This window comes from Paenibacillus mobilis (assembly GCF_058267595.1).
In genome coordinates, this window is sequence record NZ_JBZCMS010000015.1 from 58,887 (window position 1) to 75,425 (window position 16,539).

Sequence of the window (16,539 nt, forward strand, 5' to 3'; positions counted from 1 at the left end):
AGTAATAAAACTAAAGTAGGAAAGGCTTGATTTATAAGGACTTTAAAGCTTTCTAGTACATACTGATAAACACTGAAATCTTCCACCTAGTTTCATTTGCCACCTTTTTTGCCACCCTTAATGCCACCAGCAGCTTCCTGAGCTTTGGTGCTAGTTGCAAACACTTCCTCAAACAGAGCAGCAGCTCCAGCGTCAGCAGCTCTTATAACATGGCCATAGACATCCATTGTAGTTCCGATTTTAGAGTGGCCAATTCTCTCAGAAATGATTTTTGCATGTATACCACGGTTAATTAGTATCGTTACGGATGTGTGCCGAATATCATGAAATCTAATGTGTCTGATCTTGTTTCTCTTTACAAATGATCGCCACTGGTCTCCTAAGCTCTTGGGATAATATGGAAACCCCCATTTATTACAGAATATAAATTCATTATTGGGTTTCCATTGAGAAATATTTTTATCCCTATATTTAAACCAAACTTTTTTATATTCCTCTAATTCGGCAGCTACAGACGAGGGAATAGATACTGTGCGGACTGAGCCTTTGTTTTTGGGGGATTTAATAACTGGCAAACGATCTTTATATGCTGGGACTGATTGTCTGATATTAATAAGGCATTTTTCAAAATTGATGTGTTCCCATTCTAAGCCCAGTAGTTCTGCTTTTCTCATCCCTGTGGTAAATGCAAGACTGACTAACACTCTGAACTGTATGGGTTCTTTTTGTAAGTAGCTAAAGACTTCATTAGCTTCCTGTTCGTCATAAACGTTTACTCCAGTGGGCTTTATTTCTTTAGGTCGGGATACTTTATCCATTGGATTTATTTCAAGGCCATACCATTCAGTAGCCTTTTGAAACATACTTCTTAAAATTCGATACACATATATTTTTGTTTGGTTACCAGCTGGCTTCTCTTTATCTCTAATGCTTCTCATGTCTTTTAAAAACTCGACTATGTGCAGAGAAGTAACTTTATCTAATCTCAGTTTTCCTAAACCAGGTCTTATATGAGCATCTATTTGGTAAATGTAATTATTTTGAGTTGTGATCTCTAAATCGGTCATTACAAATAGCTCAATATATTTATCAATAAGCTCATCAATTGTTAACTTTTCGCGTTTAGAAGAATTCGAATCATAACCCTTATTCTCTAATTCAACAACGAATTTGCTAAGTTCTTTTTCCGCTAATTTCTTTGATGTAGTATGAAACATTCGCGTTTTTCGGATTCGATTTCCCATTTCATCAAGGCCAAGATCAACTACTAAACGGTACCCTCCGGCTCGCTTCTCAACCCAAGGCATTATAAACCCTCCTTGTCATTTTTGATTAATCTTCATGAAATTCCAGTAACGAATCAACTCGTCTTTCTGTTGGTTATTCGCATTAAGCAATTCATTTATGAGAGAGGCTATTTCGGGATCGTTAATTGTAAACCCCTCGTTTTTAGTAGAATTAGAATTCCCAAGAAGTTCGTCACACGAGACGCCGAAAACATTTGCAAGCTTAATGATCATGACGCTGTTTGGATCGCGCTTATCTGTTTCCCACATTCCTATGGAACTTGTAGACATCCCTACTTTCTCGGCTAAATCTCCTTGGCTCCAACTTCTTTTTAATCTAAATTCCGCTATTCTTTGACCAAGTGTCATACTATCCAAAACTCGCATCTCCTTTAGTGATAATGTTCAACATATTTTTTTTAATACATCTAAAAAACACCTTGACTTATCACTAATGGTGATATAACATGAAAGTACAAATCACCATATGTGAGGAAGGAGGCGCCTTATATTGAATAAAAATTTAAAAAAAGTAAGAAAAGAACGTAACTTAACTATCGCTGAAGCAGCTGAAGAAATGGGGATTTCGTATGGTCTGCTTGCGATGTTGGAAACTGGTAAACGCAAAGGAAGTGATAAAACCAAAATAGTTGTTGCTAATTTCTATGGAAAATCAATTGAAGAACTTTTCTATAACAATTAAATCACAAATAGTGATTATTTGCAATATATTTGTGATAAGAAAGGAAGTATTTGGAATGTCAACTACTGACTTTATCGAAGAAATCAAAAGCAAAATTATGGCCGAAATACTTCCTGAGGCCAAAAAAGCTGTAGATGAAATGTATCAAAACAGAATTAAGTGCGCCACGCTGGATGCTGATGAAGCAGCTGAATATATCGGGGTCTCTAAAGTGACATTTTATACGATGGTCAAAGAGAGGCAGATTCCTAGCTTCCCGGTTGGGTCGCTTAAATCACAACGTCCACAAATCCGGGTGCGGCTGAGCACTCTGGATAAATGGATGGAGTCACAAGAAGCAAGAAAATAAGATGGAGGAATTCCATGTTTATCACAGCTGGATATTGGAACTCTTTAAGTTCAGAAAGGAAAATTAATGCTCTGCAAAATGCAGCATTATTAACAATGATTCGCTGGAATAAAAGAAAACAATCCTCCGGGTTAGTAGCCGGAAGATTGTCGCTTTAAAAAATATTATCGGAAAAATTATATCACAAGTCCCTCGAAAAGGGAAAGAGGGAGGGATCTAACTTCATGGCTTGGATTGAAAGTCACCAAGCGCTCGGGAGCCATCCTAAAACGAAACGCTTGGCTAGGAAATTGGGTGTTACGATACCGGCTGCGGTCGGACACTTGCACTTCTTGTGGTGGTGGGCTTTGGACTACGCCCCGGACGGGGATTTATCCGAGTATGACGCTTACGATATTGCCGACGCCTGTATGTGGGCTGGAGAGCCGGAAGAGCTTGTAGACGGACTGAAATTCGCCGGGTTCATGGATGATGAAACATCTATTCATGATTGGTACGAATATGCAGGACGCTTGGTGGACAAGCGTGAGAAGAACCGTTTGAGAAAGCAGAAGTCACGTAACAAAGAAAAGGGAGTCACAGAACCACGCGAAGAAGGTCACGCTAATGTCACGCGTGACCAAAACGTGACGGGCGAACCAGTCACGGGGCTACCAACCAACACAACCAACCAACCAACACAACCAACAGTTACCAACCAACACAACCATAACCAACCAACCACGCCAGATGCTGTTGTCGTCACCAACCCTTTCAGGCTGTTTGAAAGTGAAGGATTTGGAACAATTAGTTCCCTAATTGGTGAAAAGATCAGGGACAGCGTGGACACATACGGCGAAAGATGGGTCTGTGAAGCCATGAAGAGAGCTGTCTTCCAGGGCAAACGAAATTGGGGTTACGTTGAAGGGATATTAAAAAACTGGAAAGCAAGCGGAACCGATGAACCTTGGACGAAAGAAGCGCCGAAGCAGAACCGGAGAAATTCGGGGGCAAGTCAAAAGCCAAAGCCCGAAATTGTACCGGAAAACACATCACCTGGAAATAAACCGTCTGATGAAGAGTTCGCGGCGCTCCTGAAAATGGCCGAGCAGATGCAAAACGGAGATAAGGCAGGTGGAAAGGAATAGCTAAACACAATTGGCTCAGTAGAGAGCAGGCGCTCAAATCTGGAAAGCCCTGTTTCGTTCCTCGACACATCCAACTGCCTAACGGCGATTGGACCTATGAGGGCAAATGGACGATGTATAAGCCAGAAGGCGATATATTACTATCCGCTTCACGCTGCACAGCCCTAGGTTGTCCAGTAGCAGACGGTGAGCAACCGGCAGGTTACGTGTATGCCGAGCAAGAGCGGAGCAAATTTCGGTACATCCCGTTTTACAGCCGGTCGGTGAACGACATTGTACTAAATCAGGCTTTACCTGCCGAACTGGTTGTTTTGGAAAAGAAGGTGAACGGATGATCCTTGTCTGCTTGGAATGCGCTGCCGATATGGCAGAGGTCGAAAAGGACCATTTTGTTTGTCCAAAATGCGGATACAAGGTGCAGCAGCTTAATCTATTTGCGAAAGGACGACCAAACGATGGACAAGCCAACAGCGCTAATTTCAGCAAAGGCCCAAGGGCTAATCGAAGAACCGCTAAGGGAGCTGCTAAGAAAGGGCAGGCAGTTACCACGAATCGTTCTCTATGTTAACCCTGATGCGAATCTAGCAGGATTTGGAGCAGTTGCTACACGGTTCGGCCTGTTACGTGTTCAGACGGATGCGTTTGCGCCGAAAGGGCTTTCGTACCTCATGGAGGACTCAGGGGCATTAGGTAGAGGATTTGCTTGGGTGACAACTAAAAACTCGAACAAGGAGGCGAACGGCCATGAACGGTATGGAGCTGGATAAGCTTCGAAGTCTTAATAAAATTACACGTAGTGAGCATCGATTCCTGGTGGCTTATTTTGAAGGTCTAACGAAGCAAGAGGCCGCCGAAAAGTTGGGGATCAGCACGCGGGCGTATGGAAATACCTTATCTCGGCTGCGGAAGTCGGGGACGCTCATCCCAACTACGGGCATGGACAGATTACAATGCGAACCGGATAAAATACACCGAGTCAAGAAAACATTCACTGGCCTAATGGGTCCGAGAATTGAACCTGAAGCGCCACCGCTTGAAGAGTTAGTCATTACGGATCAAGAACGTGAATGGATGCTTAAACATTACAAGAACCATACCAGGACGCAGGTAGCCCAAATACTGGGCCGGTCGAGGATGGACGTTTGCCGAATGGCGATTGCCTTGGGAGTGGGATCATCCAGGAATAATGAATGGTGGGAGGGTAAGTATGCCCAGGAAACTAACCCATGAAGAGTGTATGGCCTTAATAGCAGAGATTGAAGCATCTGCACCTGGCAACTGGACTCATGATCTTATCGATGTTTCTCCAGGTCCGGTAAGGTTGGTCTTACGGGCCATTATTCCAAGCGGTTTGGAGGTTGTTTATTTTAGATCCGCCAAAGGTGCGAGCTGCTTTCCTGCCTCGAATTGGGATCATTTTGCAGTGGAGAGAGTGCAGGAGTTGGTCGATCCGGTGCAGCTTTCATTATTTTAAGGGCATAACCCATAAAGGAGAGATAAACGGATATGAAAGAACCAAGATACCGGGAAACTGAGCCTTTAAAGAAAGGCGAATTGGTTGTAATGCACACTTGCATAGAAGCACGTAATCCGAATAACGAAGGAAAGCTTTGGGTTTGTAAAACGGATCAGTTCACCAGGGGAGAAGGAGTTTACGCGCAGGATTCCGTTTTTCTTGAAGGCTTCACTGGATCGTTCGCACCAGAATTCCTTCAACGGGTGGACGTTGGGACATTGCTTGCCGAGAAGGACGTAGTCATAAATGCCTTGGAAGAAAGAAACACGATCTTATCCAAGAATCTTGAAAATGCCGATAAGCAATATCTTAAAGCAGAGCACGAAGCGGCGGAATTGCGGCGGCACTTGGATAAATTCCAAGCCTTGGCGACGGACAATCACACCTTGGCCGCTGGGTTTGAACGTGAGGCGAACAGACTCCGTAAGGCACTTGAAGAAGCCAGAGAAGCACTAAATAGCATCCTTTGCGGCGAATGGGAAAGGACATTTGATCAATATGGGCTTGAAATATGGATGACTAAACGCATTAATCCACGGCGAATTGCAGATGAAGCATTGATTGCCACATCGGATTTGAAAGGAACAGGTGAGGGGAATGAGTAGTATCCTTGACAACCTACCCTTTCAGCCAGGCGACAAGCTCAAACTAAAGGACTGGTATCAATTCGAATGGTACTGGGATAGTACAGACCAAGTTGAACATGATCCGGTCTGGATTGAGCCTGGAGCAATATTTGAAGTTTATGCTGTTGGAACAAATTATATCAATCCTCCTTACTACACATTTGAATTGGATCACCATATTCACGGTGATATAACGATTGATGTTTATGTTAAAGATGCGGCTGAACTGTTTGAACTCTACGAAAAGGCCGAAGATTGATCCCCTATATGGAGAAAAGGGAGGAATAATAGGTGAACAAATTTACACGTGAAATTACTGCAGCAGGAATGACAGAAACTCTTGAATTTAACGGTAAAACAATAAAAAAGGAATACGTTCGGACGGATCACGGCCATAAGGGATTGAACCGGTCTTGGGAATACGAAGACGAATTGCCAGATGATATTGTCGGAGTCCTTGTATTTGGAAACAAATATGAAATTATGGATGTTCTTCGAGATTATGCCAGTGGGGAGGAATAACCCCTCCCCGGCCTCTACTACGTTAAGCATATTCGGTCGATTTGATAGCGGCATACGCCACAAATACCAAATAAAAGGAGATAGATTAACTATGAAAAAACAATACGAAGTGGAATTGTCCATCACAAAATCATACCAGGTAAAGGTGGCGGTAGAAGGTGAATTTAGCGGGATTGGTGATCCTGATGTTGAGGAGGCTGCAATTAAAAAGGCTGACCTAATGGATCATGATGAATGGGATTATATCGACATTGAATTTGATGTGTGTGACATTAATGCAATAAGGGATGATCGGCAACTGCTCCGTGAAATCGGTTATGAAGAATCCCTGCTTGAAACCATGTCCGACAATGATTGCGCAGCTGAGATTACGGAATTGAAGTACAGCAGTGACGGGCTAGAAGCTTAATCGGTGTTACGCCGCAAATACCAATAATGCGCAGTAGACACATATTGCGAAGTAAGAAAGGATGAGAAAATATATGAAAATTTATCTTGCATCTTCATGGAAAAATGCAGTGTTGGTGAAAAGCTTGAAAGAAATCTTGGAGTCTGAGGGTCACGAGGTCGATGCTTTTTGTGACACATCAGCAGGACGTTTCGTTTTTAGTTTCGATCAGCTCCCTGCAAACCTTTCGGAACACAATGCCGTTAGCATATTCAATTTCCCACCAGTCAGTAGGGCGTTTAAAGAAGATAAGAAATGGTTGGATTGGGCTGAAGCCGTGCTTCTGATCTTGCCTGCTGGTAAATCGGCACATCTCGAAGCTGGATATGCGAAAGGGCAAGGAAAGCACCTCGTCATATACCAAGAGGACTTTCCGAACGGCGAGTTCGATGTCATGTACGGATTTGCTGACTTGATTACTGATGAAATTGATGAGTTGACGGAATACTTCATCCAGCAAGAGGTTACTGCGTAGTTCGAACGTTAAGCATCACAAATACCAATAAGGAGCTAATACAATGCCAAAAATTTTCAAGACGAAATATTACTCTGGTGGGAAATGCGTTTGGATTGAGGAATCACCTGCGATGCTCAAGGATGCGGAAATTGAGCGAACCAGAAAACTTGTCACTGGCTATGGTTACGGACATGTTGATGCAATCACGGACGACTCTGGACGGATGATCACATTTGATAATAACGGAGAGTACCTGAAAGAAGTGGAGTAATTGGAACCAGAAAATAAAAAGCGAAGGAGTGAATAAAAATGGAATTGGCAAAAAGAGATACTGAATTACCTGACGCCGAAAAATTGAAGCAGTATTGGAGTAAGGAGGCAGCCGCCGCACAGATTGACCCATTATTCGGAACTCAGGAGTTTAATGGCAGGGTATTTTTGTACGTGACGTATCCAGTGAAGGGGAATGCACTGTTTGGGGCTAAGCTCTTGGAATCAGGCTGGGAAATGTCAATCGAGCGCTTTGGTGGATTCGACATTAAAGCGTCAGGGCGAATGTTAAAACGAATCATGTTAACGCAATACCGTATCCAGGTTGGTGCGTAGTCCGAACGTAAGGCACATTAGACTCATTAAGTGTAGGAAGGAGATTGGATGAATTGGCTTTGGTCGATAAAGACGAGGAAACTTATCAGCTTTACAAATTGCTTGCTTTCGCCATTCAAGAATTATCCTACTTTGCTAATGAGGAGCGGGTTGGAGAGGCACTGAACCTTCCGCTTCCGGTTAGGTCTATCACCAATCGAGCAAGAATGGCCGTTGAGCGTATAGAACGGCATGATCCGCATTTTTTTGCTGGGTACAGCGGATTGCTGTGTTCGACGAAGAGAAGGAAGAACCAGTAACGTTTGTATAATGGCCGAAGGCCTCCGATACCGACCGAATCACCCAGTCGAAGACGGGGGCCGAGCCAAGGCCAATAACAGGGAGGATACAAGATATATGAGACCAATAAAACTCAGAGCTAAGCGAGCAGACAATGGTGAGTGGGTGTATGGAGATTACTCCAGATTGCAAATACCGATGTTTGAACACGTTGATCATTTCATTATCGTAAACAGATTTACTTCAGTGCAGGTTGATCCAGAAACAGTAGGTCAATATACTGGACTCCAAGACAAGTCAGGAAAGGAAATCTATGAAGGGGATATAGTCGAATCCTCTCACCGAATTCATGATGGAGATAAAACCCATATAAACGTCATTGAGTTTAAGGATTTCTGCTGGAGATTGGTCGCACATAGCGATCATAGCGATGGCTACAGGATAGCAGATTCGCCCCTTGGTATTTATGCTCGACAACCAGGTTCAATTGCTGTCATCGGCAACATATACGACCATCCACACCTATTAGGGGGAGAGAGTAACACATGAAAATAACAACAACATATGCCATTGTTTGGGCAGCCACAGCTCTTGCTGTATCCGTTGGAATTATAATCGCTCGAAGTGCAATCCCGTTATGGGCGATGTTAATACCGGCGCTTATTACCGTATCTGGAGAGGGAGAGAGTAAATGAGCAAATATATAATCGCTAGAAACAACGACAAAGGACAAACTGAGTTCTTGTATTATCCAAACGGCGACAGCGCTTATACAGATGATTTAGGTCTTGCTATTATTTATAAATCTGAGTGTGATGCCGAACGAGAACGAATTGATGATGAATTTCTTGCTGAGGTCACATTGGATGAAATTGCGGAGGAAGCCGGAAGCATAGAGATGCAAGAGATGGCAAAGGCAATTGCGGTTGAAATACGGAATGGCGCATTCGATTCCGATCCTCTCCCCTTACCGAGCATTAAGCCGGGAGATAAGGTGAGATACAAGCCAGATACAGAAGTTGGTAACGGAGAGGTACGTGGTGTTGAAGCTTACGTTAAATTTGCCGGAAACTCATATGTGAGAAGTGTAGATGTTCGGGATTTGGAGGTAATCGAATGACTAAACAAGACAATGCCCGTGACTGGCAGAAGGATATGGAAATATTCGAAGAGGGAATCAAACAATCTGAGCAATTAGGATTTAGACCAACACTAGAATCAAGTCCTTATCAAATAGCGATTTATTGGCTCCAACAGGCTAAAGCAGAAAGAGAACGGGCAGAGAAGGCAGAAGCACTACTGGAAATCTGGCGTGAACAAGTGTGGCGGACAAACTTATTACTCGATTATGCAGGTAGTCGTGAACAACAGCTGAAAAGCCTCCTTACCACAATTGCACATGCGCCGCTTGTTGACTTTCCAAGACAAGAACTGGATAGACGGATTAATTCGGCCGCTGCACTACTTAGTTTCCTTTATCCCGAAAGAGGGCGGGAAGCATAAAAAAGCCCTGCAACCATGTCCGGTCCCGCAGGGCTAAAAGAAATAATGCTCTCCACGAACGAATAGTTACAGAAAGAGAAGGAGGAAAAAGGCATGAATCTGGAATACAAAGGTCGGAATAGCCGGGGCCGAATCGTGTGGATTGATTTGGATTACTACGATGAGACGAAGCCCTGGCATTTTGAAATGGAAGAATGGCAAATTCCGCGTTACCGTGATCTTGTCGAGACCGCCGAAAGCTGCATGGGGAGGAAGCTTGCAAGACCAGAGGCTCAAACGATGGAATGGCTGTCTGGAGGCGAAGCTGAAACTTGTAACCAGATAAGCAGATTTATCAATGAAGCTCACAAAAAGGGTAAGGGGTGAGAACGGACGTGGAATTCACAAAATTTAAAATGAAGTGTCTTCATTGTGGAATGAGCTTCTATGAACTTTACGGCGAAGAAAAAACAGGCTGCCCGAGCTGCGAAAATCCAGTGGATGACGAAGATCACGTCCAGGTAGTCGGGGAACAAGTATGCTCGGTGTTGATTGATTGGAAGACCGGTCAGCCGATCATCTTAGAGGGACAGACAGCATGATTGACCTGACAAAAGGAATGGAAACCAAGCAATGGACGCCGGAACAAGTTAAGGAACACTGCAAAAAAATCGGAGCTGACCAACGGCCAGATCCAAAGAATAAATTTGAAACTGCAATCACAGCCTCCCAGCAAACGAGGAGCAGGAAATATTTAAGAAAAGGTGGAGAGTGATTTGGCTATGGGACAGATGGAGCTTTTCCCAAGAGTGACTGCTGCTGAAAAGATGGCTGTCCGGTTGATACTGACCCAATACCCCAAAATGCAGTCCATAGTCAAAGGTCTGGAAGCCAAACCAGAACTAAATCAAATCGAGGCAGAAACGCTTAAGCATTATTCTAATCTTACTTTAGATATTGAGCGCGGCTTAAATTTGATTATAGATAAAGAAGTCAGGGATGTTTTGGAGGACCGGTATTTAAAATCAAAACGATGGTCAATTACTGTTCAAAAGTTTGATTTTGGTGAGCGAACGATTGATCGTAAAATTGACGAAGGAGTAGAAACGATAGCCGAATGTCTTAAACTTTCAGGACACAAATTATTGACGGTAAATTGACGGGAACATGACGGAACAATGACGGTTGTACGGGGCTAAAGTAGACACAGGTAGAAATTACCTGTGTCTTATTTTGTTCCTTGACAACTGAGCTGCCGGGGTGCTGCCTTTGCAGCTCTACATAGGTCGTGTGAAAAGTTGCCTGAAGGGGCAATGCCGCCGAAAGGCGAAGTAGACGGGAAAGTAGGCGCGGTATCCGTAAGTAACTCGGAGGTTCAGAGCCTTGTGCCCGAAAAGCGACTCAAAATAATTTGAAACCGGTGCCCATTAAAATTGGTATTCATAACCTTTATATAGCCGCTCCTCCGGGAGCGGCACTTTTTTCATTTTGATTGAGGTGGAGACATGAATTTTGTCCAGCCAATCCGGGATCAGGAAACGATAGATGAAATCAAACTATTCCTCATGGATCAGAGTTATCGAAACTACATGATGTTTGTTTTCGGTATTAATACTGGATTGAGAATTCAAGACATTCTTAAACTGAGAGTAAAGGATGTTACCGGGGATCAGCTCATTATGTACGAAATGAAGACGAAGAAACGGAAGTTCCTTGAAATCAACCCAACTCTAAAACGGGAAATAAGAAAGTACACCGCTGAAATGGATGAAAACGACTTCTTATTTAAATCCCGGCAAGGTGGAAAGAACAATCCGATAAAAAGGGACATGGCTTATAAGGTCATGCGTAAAGCGGCCAAACATGTTGGTCTGGTAGATATCGGGACCCATACACTTCGGAAGACGTTTGGTTATCACCTTTACCAACGGACCAAAGATATCGTGCTTGTTCAAAGGCTGCTGAATCATTCAGACAAGTCCATTACAGAAAGATACATTGGCATGGATCAAGACATGATGGACAACGCAATGAGACGCTTCGGCCTATGAGTTATTCATATTTTAGGAGTATATAACTCAATTCCTGAAGGTGTAATAAAACCTTGATTTATAAGGGGATTTTGAGGTTAGGGCAGTTATGCTCTCTATTAAGATATGGATAACTCATGATTTATGCAAAACATGCAGAATTGATTAAAAAATAGACCCAGATTAAAAGGCATATAATCGAGAAACCCCTTGTTTTTAAAGGGGCTTTTTGTTGTTGCTGCATTGATCGAGTCCATGAATATTTATTCATAAGGGACTGAATGGACATGGCACTGAAAAAATTCTGCCGCCACCCAGGTTGTAAATCCATCACTGACAGCGGTTATTGTGAGCAACATGCCGGATTAAAGATCGTATCAGACAGGCAGCGAGGCACGGCAGCGCAGCGAGGATATGACCATAAATGGAGAGCTGCGAGAGCCTCTTTCCTGGCTGCCAATCCTATCTGCAAAGAGTGCATCGAGGCCGGGAAGCTTAGAGCCGCAACGGTTGTGGATCATATCATTCCTCACAAAGGAAATATGAAATTGTTTTGGGATAAGGAGAATTGGCAGCCGCTATGCGCGTCGTGCCACTCCACCAAGACAGCGAAAGAGGACGGAGGATTCGGCAACGCCCAGCGCTGACCCTTTTTACAGGTCGCCGCCGGACGTCCCTGCCCCCGGGGGTGGGTAAAATCCTTTTTTTAGGCTTATCAATAGACCGCGCCCCCTCTAAATTCGCGCAAAAGTTCGTTTTATAGATTTTTTGAGATTTTCGGAAAGGAGGCGGATATGATGGGGAGAGACGCAAAACCGGTTGATTTGCACATTGCACAAGGTAATCCAAATCGGCTGACCAAAGAACAAATTCGCCAGCGTAAAGAGGCGGAGGTGAAGCTTGGGAAAGCAGACTTGGATAAACTGCGGCCTCCTGCCTTTGTAAAATCCGATGTAATAGCCCTTGCTCACTGGAAACAGGCACTGAAGGAATACAAGGAAGCGGCAAAACAAGGAGCAGAGCTGCTAACCAGTTCCGATGTTGGATTACTTGCTATGTACTGCAAGACGTACTCGGAATATGAGTACCTGTTAGCGCAGTACCAGAAGATTAAGGCTATAGAAATAGATGAATCTGTATTCCACAATTTCTTTACACAAATTGAAGAAGTGCTTGCGGTGGAGGTAAAAGCCCAACTTTACTTGTCTCAACTTGCTTCCCTTGAAGGAGCGCTGAAGATTGAAACGGCCGTCAATAAGAAAATGGACATGCTCCTGAAAATGCAGGATCGTTTATTCCTGAATCCTTCATCCAAAGTGAAGAACGTCCCGAAAGCCAAGAAGGACGACAAGCCGCCAAGTAAGTTTGGGAAGTTTAACGGGGCGAATCGGATTGGCTAACCCCCAAATTTATCCCTATAACACAGCTGCAGAGCTGGATAGGGTAACGTCCTATGCCAAAGAGGTTGTTTCGGGCCGGATTATCGCAGGTAAAACGCAGCGTCAGGCTTGCGAACGCCACCTGCGCGACCTTGATCGGCAGGGTACCAAGGATTTCCCCTATGTTTTTAATCCGGATCGGGCACATGAGATTATCGATTTTGCCGAATCGCTGACCTTGGCCGAAGGGGAAGAAGAGCGTCTGCTGCAATTATGGGGCTTTCAGGACTTCATTTTCGGCAGCTGGAACGGATGGGAAACTCTGGAGGGTTACCGGAGATTTCGCACAAGCTATGTGCAGGTTGCCCGGCAAAACGGAAAATCGTTGGGGAATGCGGTTCCTACGCTTTACTATGGCAATTTCGACGGCTATAATTACCCGCAAATTTATTGCACGGCAACCAAAGAGGCTCAGGCAAGGATTGTCTTGAAGGAATGCTTCAAGTTTATTAATGCCGATGAAGAGTTAGGCGGCAACGAGTATGAAGACGGGCTATTTTCGATCAAGGAATACAAGAGCACAATCCTTTGTAACCTAACCCGTGGAGAAATCAAAGCCCTGGGACGGGACACGGACACGATTGACGGTTTCCGGCCTTATTTCGCTTCCGTCGATGAATATCACAAGCATAAGACCAACCAAATGTATAAGCTGCTGTCAGATGGAACAAAGAAGCTGAAGCAATGCTTGATATCGGTCATTACAACCGCAGGCTTTGAACTCAATTCACCATGTTACGAGCTGTACGAATACTGCAAAATGGTTGTCGCTGGTGACCATGTGGACGACAAGCAGTTCGTCTTCATTTGTGAACTCGACAAAGACGACGATATTTGGGATGAAGCGAACTGGCCAAAGGCTAATCCCCTTTGGACCGATCAGACCCTTGAAAGCTTGCGGGATGATGCGACCAAAGCACGAAAGATGCAGGGCGAGGAATTGCGTAATTTCATGACAAAATCCCTGAATATCTGGGTGCAGTTCGCAGACGGACAGTACATGAACATGGAGCATTGGCGGAAATGTGCTTCTGATATGTCGCTTGAAGATATGAGGGGAAAAGAATGCTACATGGGACTTGACTTATCTTCTGGCGGAGACTTAACAACCGGAAATCTGGAGTTTCCACTCGATATGGAGGGTGAACGTAAGTATTTCATTGAATCCCATAGCTTTATGCCCAAGGCGCGGGTTGCCGAGCATGTGAAATCAGACAACGCCCCTTATGACATGTGGGTAAGGGATGGACTTATTACCGTCACAGAGACGCTTGGCGGGGTGAAGACAGACTATAAGTACATTATTCAGTATTACAAACGAGTTATTGAGGAATATGACCTCAAATTGAAAGGTATCGGTTATGACCCACATAACGCTGATGCCTTTTTGTCTGACCTTGAAGAGTTCGGCGTTGACTGTATTGAAATCAAACAGAGCGCCCGGAGCCTGAGTGACGCTACGGAAGACTTTAGGTTGGAGACTGAGGCAGGTAATGTCATTTATAACCGGAACAATAAGCTGCTTACTTGGTCCATGGCTAACGCCAAGGTTGTTGCCAATAGCTTTGGAGAAATCAAAATCGATAAGGAACCTGGCGCTAAGACCAAACGGATCGACCCCGTTGACGCTGTTATGGACAGCCATAAAATCACGCTGTCTTTGGCAGATAAAATCGTCGATGTTTCCAATTTCGCAACGGATGATTTCTTAGGCAAACTTTGGGGATAGGGAGGGGGTGAACATGTGAGAAGACAAGGATTAATCCGAAGAATGTTAAATTTCGGTTTGGAATGGCGAAATTCAGAAAAAATTGGTCTTCAAGACAGACGGCTTCTTGAACTCCTGGGACTTGATACACCACCGGGATCAATTAACACGAAAGGATGGAATGCTCTTAAAATTGATACCGTTTATGCCTGTGTTCGTGTGCTTTCAGATGCGATTTCTAAGCTTCCCTTAAAAATCTATCAGGAAGATGAAAATGGTGTGGGCAAATCGGTAGATCATTATCTTTATCCCATTTTAAAGCTTAGGCCAAATCCACTCATGTCTGCCTCAGACTTTTGGAAGTGCATAGAGGCACAGCGAAGCTTTGGTAACGCTTATGCGAACATCGAATTTGACCCAAAGACGGGCCGAGTAGTCGCTTTGTGGCCGATTGATGCAAGCAAAGTGAAAGTCGTCGTGGACGATGCAAATGTTTTAAATAGCAAGACCAAGCTCTGGTATGAAGTGGACACTGGCAAGGGAGAAAAACGCAAAGTTCCGGTTCATGAAATGCTGCACTTTAAAGGCAGCGTAACATTGGACGGATTAATTGGCATTCGTCCCTTGGACTACCTTCGTATGACTGTTGAAAATGCAGGCGCTGCAGCAGCATTCATAAACAATTTTTACAAGCAAGGCTTGCAGGTAAAAGGGTTGATCCAATACACCGGCTCTATGGATGAGCCGCAGAAAAAAGTGTTTCAGGACAATTTCGAAAAAATGTCTAGCGGCTTGAAAAATAGTCATCGAATTGCGCTTATGCCTGTAGGTTATACCTTTGTGCCCATGTCATTAAGCATGGCCGATGCCCAATTCCTTGAAACGAACAATCTTACTATCCGTCAGCTTGCCAATTTGTTCGGCGTTAAGATGCACCAGCTCAACGATTTAAGCCAAGGGACATTTAATAACGTTGAACAACTGCAATTAGCCTTTTACTCGGAAACAACGGCGGCTATTCTGGTTGGGTATGAGCAGGAATTGACGTTTAAGCTGTTTTTAGAGCGAGAGTTGAAAGCTAGAATTTATACAAAATTCAATGTGGACAGCATCCTGAGAACGGATCTTAAAACACGTTATGAAGCTTATCGGACTGCTATCCAAGGCGGTTTTCTTACCCCGAATGAGGCGAGAAGAAAGGAAGATATGCCGGATCAGCCGGGCGGAGACCGTTTGTACGCGAACGGGAACTTTATTCCGCTTGAAATGGCTGGCCAGCAATACATGAAGGGAGGTGAAGGAACTGGACAAGGAACAAAGTCAACCGGAAATGACGACGAAACAGGAAATTCGGACGATGGCAGTCAAACTGACGATCAGAGCGACGGAGGGGGAGGACAGCAAACGAACCATTAATGGTGCGATCAAGTATGATACCGACTCTGCTGAAATGACAGACTGGTGGGGCGATACTTTTGTCGAACAGATTGCTTCCGGCGCTTTTTCTGAGAGCATTAGAACCCGTGGTGTAGTTGGGTTGTGGTCTCATGATACAAGCCAAGTTCTTGGAAATACGAAAAGCGGCTCATTAAGGTTAGAAGATTCTTCAACGGAACTTCGTTTTGAACTTGATATCCCCAATACAACGGCGGGGAATGATGCTTGGGAACTCATTAAGCGAGGAGACGTAGACGGCGTATCCTTTGGGATGGCCGTCACCAAGGACAAATGGTCTTCTGAGGAACGCGAGGACGGGAAGAAGATTTATAGAAGAACGGTTCTTAACGCAGAACTTTACGAAATTTCACCCGTTGCTTTTCCGGCATATCCTGAAAACTCAGTCGCTACACGTTCACTTTCCGAATTCAAGAAATCCGAACATCGGGCAGCAGCTGGCGAGTATTTGAAAAGAAAAATAGCACTCGAACTCGATCTATTATGACCGAGTTTTTTTATTGTCA

27 protein-coding genes are annotated in these 16,539 nt (G+C 44.2%); 25 read left to right on the forward strand and 2 right to left on the reverse strand.

Annotated features, from left to right (window positions below; all coding sequences use genetic code 11):
* Nucleotides 1–92 precede the first annotated feature (92 nt).
* Both AC3ZPD_RS20700 and AC3ZPD_RS20705 read right to left on the reverse strand, forming a co-directional pair.
* Nucleotides 93–1,307 (reverse strand): tyrosine-type recombinase/integrase, encoded by a 1,215-nt coding sequence (locus AC3ZPD_RS20700; RefSeq protein WP_490986172.1) that lies wholly within the window; start codon nt 1,305–1,307, stop codon nt 93–95.
* Between the two features lie 15 nt (nt 1,308–1,322).
* Nucleotides 1,323–1,655 carry a helix-turn-helix domain-containing protein gene (locus tag AC3ZPD_RS20705; protein WP_490986214.1) on the reverse strand — a complete coding sequence of 111 codons (333 nt, stop codon included), beginning with the start codon at nt 1,653–1,655 and terminating at the stop codon, nt 1,323–1,325.
* Between the two features lie 142 nt (nt 1,656–1,797).
* On the opposite strand from AC3ZPD_RS20705, the gene AC3ZPD_RS20710 reads away from it, so the two are divergent.
* The 25 genes from AC3ZPD_RS20710 to AC3ZPD_RS20830 all read left to right on the forward strand — a co-directional run bounded on the left by AC3ZPD_RS20710 (nt 1,798) and on the right by AC3ZPD_RS20830 (nt 16,520).
* Complete coding sequence (locus tag AC3ZPD_RS20710) at nt 1,798–1,989, forward strand: helix-turn-helix transcriptional regulator (protein ID WP_490986173.1); 192 nt, start codon at nt 1,798–1,800, stop codon at nt 1,987–1,989.
* Nucleotides 1,990–2,044: 55 nt separating this feature from the next.
* Nucleotides 2,045–2,338 (forward strand): helix-turn-helix domain-containing protein, encoded by a 294-nt coding sequence (locus AC3ZPD_RS20715; protein ID WP_490986174.1) that lies wholly within the window; start codon nt 2,045–2,047, stop codon nt 2,336–2,338.
* A 14-nt stretch (nt 2,339–2,352) separates the two neighbouring features.
* Nucleotides 2,353–2,496 (forward strand): hypothetical protein, encoded by a 144-nt coding sequence (locus AC3ZPD_RS20720; RefSeq protein ID WP_490986175.1) that lies wholly within the window; start codon nt 2,353–2,355, stop codon nt 2,494–2,496.
* Between the two features lie 66 nt (nt 2,497–2,562).
* Nucleotides 2,563–3,465, forward strand: a complete 903-nt coding sequence (locus AC3ZPD_RS20725) for a DnaD domain-containing protein (protein WP_490986176.1) — start codon at nt 2,563–2,565, stop codon at nt 3,463–3,465.
* A 744-nt stretch (nt 3,466–4,209) separates the two neighbouring features.
* Nucleotides 4,210–4,695, forward strand: a complete 486-nt coding sequence (locus AC3ZPD_RS20730; RefSeq protein ID WP_490986177.1) for an RNA polymerase sigma factor sigma-70 region 4 domain-containing protein — start codon at nt 4,210–4,212, stop codon at nt 4,693–4,695.
* A gap of 276 nt (nt 4,696–4,971) precedes the next feature.
* Nucleotides 4,972–5,586: a hypothetical protein gene (locus AC3ZPD_RS20735; protein WP_490986178.1), complete on the forward strand. Its 615-nt coding sequence runs from the start codon at nt 4,972–4,974 to the stop codon at nt 5,584–5,586.
* Nucleotides 5,579–5,866 carry a hypothetical protein gene (locus tag AC3ZPD_RS20740; RefSeq protein ID WP_490986179.1) on the forward strand — a complete coding sequence of 96 codons (288 nt, stop codon included), beginning with the start codon at nt 5,579–5,581 and terminating at the stop codon, nt 5,864–5,866. The genes AC3ZPD_RS20735 and AC3ZPD_RS20740 overlap by 8 nt, the downstream gene beginning before the upstream one ends.
* Nucleotides 5,867–5,898: 32 nt before the next feature.
* Nucleotides 5,899–6,129: a hypothetical protein gene (locus tag AC3ZPD_RS20745; RefSeq protein ID WP_490986180.1), complete on the forward strand. Its 231-nt coding sequence runs from the start codon at nt 5,899–5,901 to the stop codon at nt 6,127–6,129.
* A gap of 91 nt (nt 6,130–6,220) precedes the next feature.
* Nucleotides 6,221–6,538 carry a hypothetical protein gene (locus AC3ZPD_RS20750; protein ID WP_490986181.1) on the forward strand — a complete coding sequence of 106 codons (318 nt, stop codon included), beginning with the start codon at nt 6,221–6,223 and terminating at the stop codon, nt 6,536–6,538.
* A gap of 73 nt (nt 6,539–6,611) precedes the next feature.
* A complete protein-coding gene (locus AC3ZPD_RS20755) occupies nt 6,612–7,052 on the forward strand; it encodes a hypothetical protein (protein ID WP_490986182.1) in 441 nt (146 codons plus the stop codon).
* Nucleotides 7,053–7,095: 43 nt separating this feature from the next.
* Nucleotides 7,096–7,305 carry a hypothetical protein gene (locus AC3ZPD_RS20760; protein WP_490986183.1) on the forward strand — a complete coding sequence of 70 codons (210 nt, stop codon included), beginning with the start codon at nt 7,096–7,098 and terminating at the stop codon, nt 7,303–7,305.
* 38 nt (nt 7,306–7,343) lie between these two features.
* Nucleotides 7,344–7,640 (forward strand): hypothetical protein, encoded by a 297-nt coding sequence (locus AC3ZPD_RS20765; protein ID WP_490986184.1) that lies wholly within the window; start codon nt 7,344–7,346, stop codon nt 7,638–7,640.
* A 53-nt stretch (nt 7,641–7,693) separates the two neighbouring features.
* The gene (locus tag AC3ZPD_RS20770; protein ID WP_490986185.1) at nt 7,694–7,939 is read left to right on the forward strand and encodes a hypothetical protein; all 246 of its coding nucleotides are present in this window, start codon (nt 7,694–7,696) and stop codon (nt 7,937–7,939) included.
* A gap of 97 nt (nt 7,940–8,036) precedes the next feature.
* Nucleotides 8,037–8,468, forward strand: coding sequence for a YopX family protein (locus AC3ZPD_RS20775; protein WP_490986186.1), 432 nt, complete (start codon nt 8,037–8,039; stop codon nt 8,466–8,468).
* Between the two features lie 142 nt (nt 8,469–8,610).
* Nucleotides 8,611–9,039 carry a hypothetical protein gene (locus tag AC3ZPD_RS20780; protein WP_490986187.1) on the forward strand — a complete coding sequence of 143 codons (429 nt, stop codon included), beginning with the start codon at nt 8,611–8,613 and terminating at the stop codon, nt 9,037–9,039.
* Nucleotides 9,036–9,422, forward strand: a complete 387-nt coding sequence (locus AC3ZPD_RS20785; RefSeq protein ID WP_490986188.1) for a hypothetical protein — start codon at nt 9,036–9,038, stop codon at nt 9,420–9,422. The genes AC3ZPD_RS20780 and AC3ZPD_RS20785 overlap by 4 nt, the downstream gene beginning before the upstream one ends.
* Before the next feature lie 93 nt (nt 9,423–9,515).
* Complete coding sequence (locus AC3ZPD_RS20790; protein WP_490986189.1) at nt 9,516–9,788, forward strand: hypothetical protein; 273 nt, start codon at nt 9,516–9,518, stop codon at nt 9,786–9,788.
* Between the two features lie 211 nt (nt 9,789–9,999).
* Nucleotides 10,000–10,176, forward strand: coding sequence for a hypothetical protein (locus tag AC3ZPD_RS20795; protein ID WP_490986190.1), 177 nt, complete (start codon nt 10,000–10,002; stop codon nt 10,174–10,176).
* A gap of 1 nt (nt 10,177) precedes the next feature.
* Nucleotides 10,178–10,561, forward strand: coding sequence for a hypothetical protein (locus tag AC3ZPD_RS20800; protein ID WP_490986191.1), 384 nt, complete (start codon nt 10,178–10,180; stop codon nt 10,559–10,561).
* Nucleotides 10,562–10,906: 345 nt separating this feature from the next.
* Nucleotides 10,907–11,452, forward strand: a complete 546-nt coding sequence (locus tag AC3ZPD_RS20805; RefSeq protein ID WP_490986192.1) for a site-specific integrase — start codon at nt 10,907–10,909, stop codon at nt 11,450–11,452.
* Nucleotides 11,453–11,718: 266 nt separating this feature from the next.
* Nucleotides 11,719–12,078 (forward strand): HNH endonuclease signature motif containing protein, encoded by a 360-nt coding sequence (locus AC3ZPD_RS20810; RefSeq protein WP_490986193.1) that lies wholly within the window; start codon nt 11,719–11,721, stop codon nt 12,076–12,078.
* Nucleotides 12,079–12,225: 147 nt separating this feature from the next.
* Complete coding sequence (locus tag AC3ZPD_RS20815; RefSeq protein ID WP_490986194.1) at nt 12,226–12,831, forward strand: P27 family phage terminase small subunit; 606 nt, start codon at nt 12,226–12,228, stop codon at nt 12,829–12,831.
* Nucleotides 12,832–12,865: 34 nt separating this feature from the next.
* Complete coding sequence (locus AC3ZPD_RS20820; protein ID WP_490986215.1) at nt 12,866–14,599, forward strand: terminase large subunit; 1,734 nt, start codon at nt 12,866–12,868, stop codon at nt 14,597–14,599.
* Between the two features lie 42 nt (nt 14,600–14,641).
* Nucleotides 14,642–15,994, forward strand: coding sequence for a phage portal protein (locus AC3ZPD_RS20825; RefSeq protein WP_490986216.1), 1,353 nt, complete (start codon nt 14,642–14,644; stop codon nt 15,992–15,994).
* On the forward strand, nt 15,936–16,520 hold the full coding sequence (locus AC3ZPD_RS20830; protein ID WP_490986195.1) for an HK97 family phage prohead protease: 585 nt from the start codon (nt 15,936–15,938) through the stop codon (nt 16,518–16,520). Before AC3ZPD_RS20825 ends, AC3ZPD_RS20830 begins: the two co-directional genes overlap by 59 nt.
* The last annotated feature ends 19 nt before the right edge of the window (nt 16,521–16,539 follow it).

Coding starts and splice junctions, on each gene's coding strand:
- AC3ZPD_RS20700 (WP_490986172.1), bottom strand. CDS start 1,307: ATGCCTTGGGTTGAGAAGCGAGCCGGAGGGTACCGTTTAGTAGTTGAT.
- AC3ZPD_RS20705 (WP_490986214.1), bottom strand. CDS start 1,655: ATGACACTTGGTCAAAGAATAGCGGAATTTAGATTAAAAAGAAGTTGG.
- AC3ZPD_RS20715 (WP_490986174.1), top strand. CDS start 2,045: ATGTCAACTACTGACTTTATCGAAGAAATCAAAAGCAAAATTATGGCC.
- AC3ZPD_RS20720 (WP_490986175.1), top strand. CDS start 2,353: ATGTTTATCACAGCTGGATATTGGAACTCTTTAAGTTCAGAAAGGAAA.
- AC3ZPD_RS20725 (WP_490986176.1), top strand. CDS start 2,563: ATGGCTTGGATTGAAAGTCACCAAGCGCTCGGGAGCCATCCTAAAACG.
- AC3ZPD_RS20730 (WP_490986177.1), top strand. CDS start 4,210: ATGAACGGTATGGAGCTGGATAAGCTTCGAAGTCTTAATAAAATTACA.
- AC3ZPD_RS20735 (WP_490986178.1), top strand. CDS start 4,972: ATGAAAGAACCAAGATACCGGGAAACTGAGCCTTTAAAGAAAGGCGAA.
- AC3ZPD_RS20740 (WP_490986179.1), top strand. CDS start 5,579: ATGAGTAGTATCCTTGACAACCTACCCTTTCAGCCAGGCGACAAGCTC.
- AC3ZPD_RS20750 (WP_490986181.1), top strand. CDS start 6,221: ATGAAAAAACAATACGAAGTGGAATTGTCCATCACAAAATCATACCAG.
- AC3ZPD_RS20755 (WP_490986182.1), top strand. CDS start 6,612: ATGAAAATTTATCTTGCATCTTCATGGAAAAATGCAGTGTTGGTGAAA.
- AC3ZPD_RS20760 (WP_490986183.1), top strand. CDS start 7,096: ATGCCAAAAATTTTCAAGACGAAATATTACTCTGGTGGGAAATGCGTT.
- AC3ZPD_RS20765 (WP_490986184.1), top strand. CDS start 7,344: ATGGAATTGGCAAAAAGAGATACTGAATTACCTGACGCCGAAAAATTG.
- AC3ZPD_RS20775 (WP_490986186.1), top strand. CDS start 8,037: ATGAGACCAATAAAACTCAGAGCTAAGCGAGCAGACAATGGTGAGTGG.
- AC3ZPD_RS20780 (WP_490986187.1), top strand. CDS start 8,611: ATGAGCAAATATATAATCGCTAGAAACAACGACAAAGGACAAACTGAG.
- AC3ZPD_RS20785 (WP_490986188.1), top strand. CDS start 9,036: ATGACTAAACAAGACAATGCCCGTGACTGGCAGAAGGATATGGAAATA.
- AC3ZPD_RS20790 (WP_490986189.1), top strand. CDS start 9,516: ATGAATCTGGAATACAAAGGTCGGAATAGCCGGGGCCGAATCGTGTGG.
- AC3ZPD_RS20795 (WP_490986190.1), top strand. CDS start 10,000: ATGATTGACCTGACAAAAGGAATGGAAACCAAGCAATGGACGCCGGAA.
- AC3ZPD_RS20805 (WP_490986192.1), top strand. CDS start 10,907: ATGAATTTTGTCCAGCCAATCCGGGATCAGGAAACGATAGATGAAATC.
- AC3ZPD_RS20810 (WP_490986193.1), top strand. CDS start 11,719: ATGGCACTGAAAAAATTCTGCCGCCACCCAGGTTGTAAATCCATCACT.
- AC3ZPD_RS20815 (WP_490986194.1), top strand. CDS start 12,226: ATGATGGGGAGAGACGCAAAACCGGTTGATTTGCACATTGCACAAGGT.
- AC3ZPD_RS20825 (WP_490986216.1), top strand. CDS start 14,642: ATGTTAAATTTCGGTTTGGAATGGCGAAATTCAGAAAAAATTGGTCTT.
- AC3ZPD_RS20830 (WP_490986195.1), top strand. CDS start 15,936: ATGGCAGTCAAACTGACGATCAGAGCGACGGAGGGGGAGGACAGCAAA.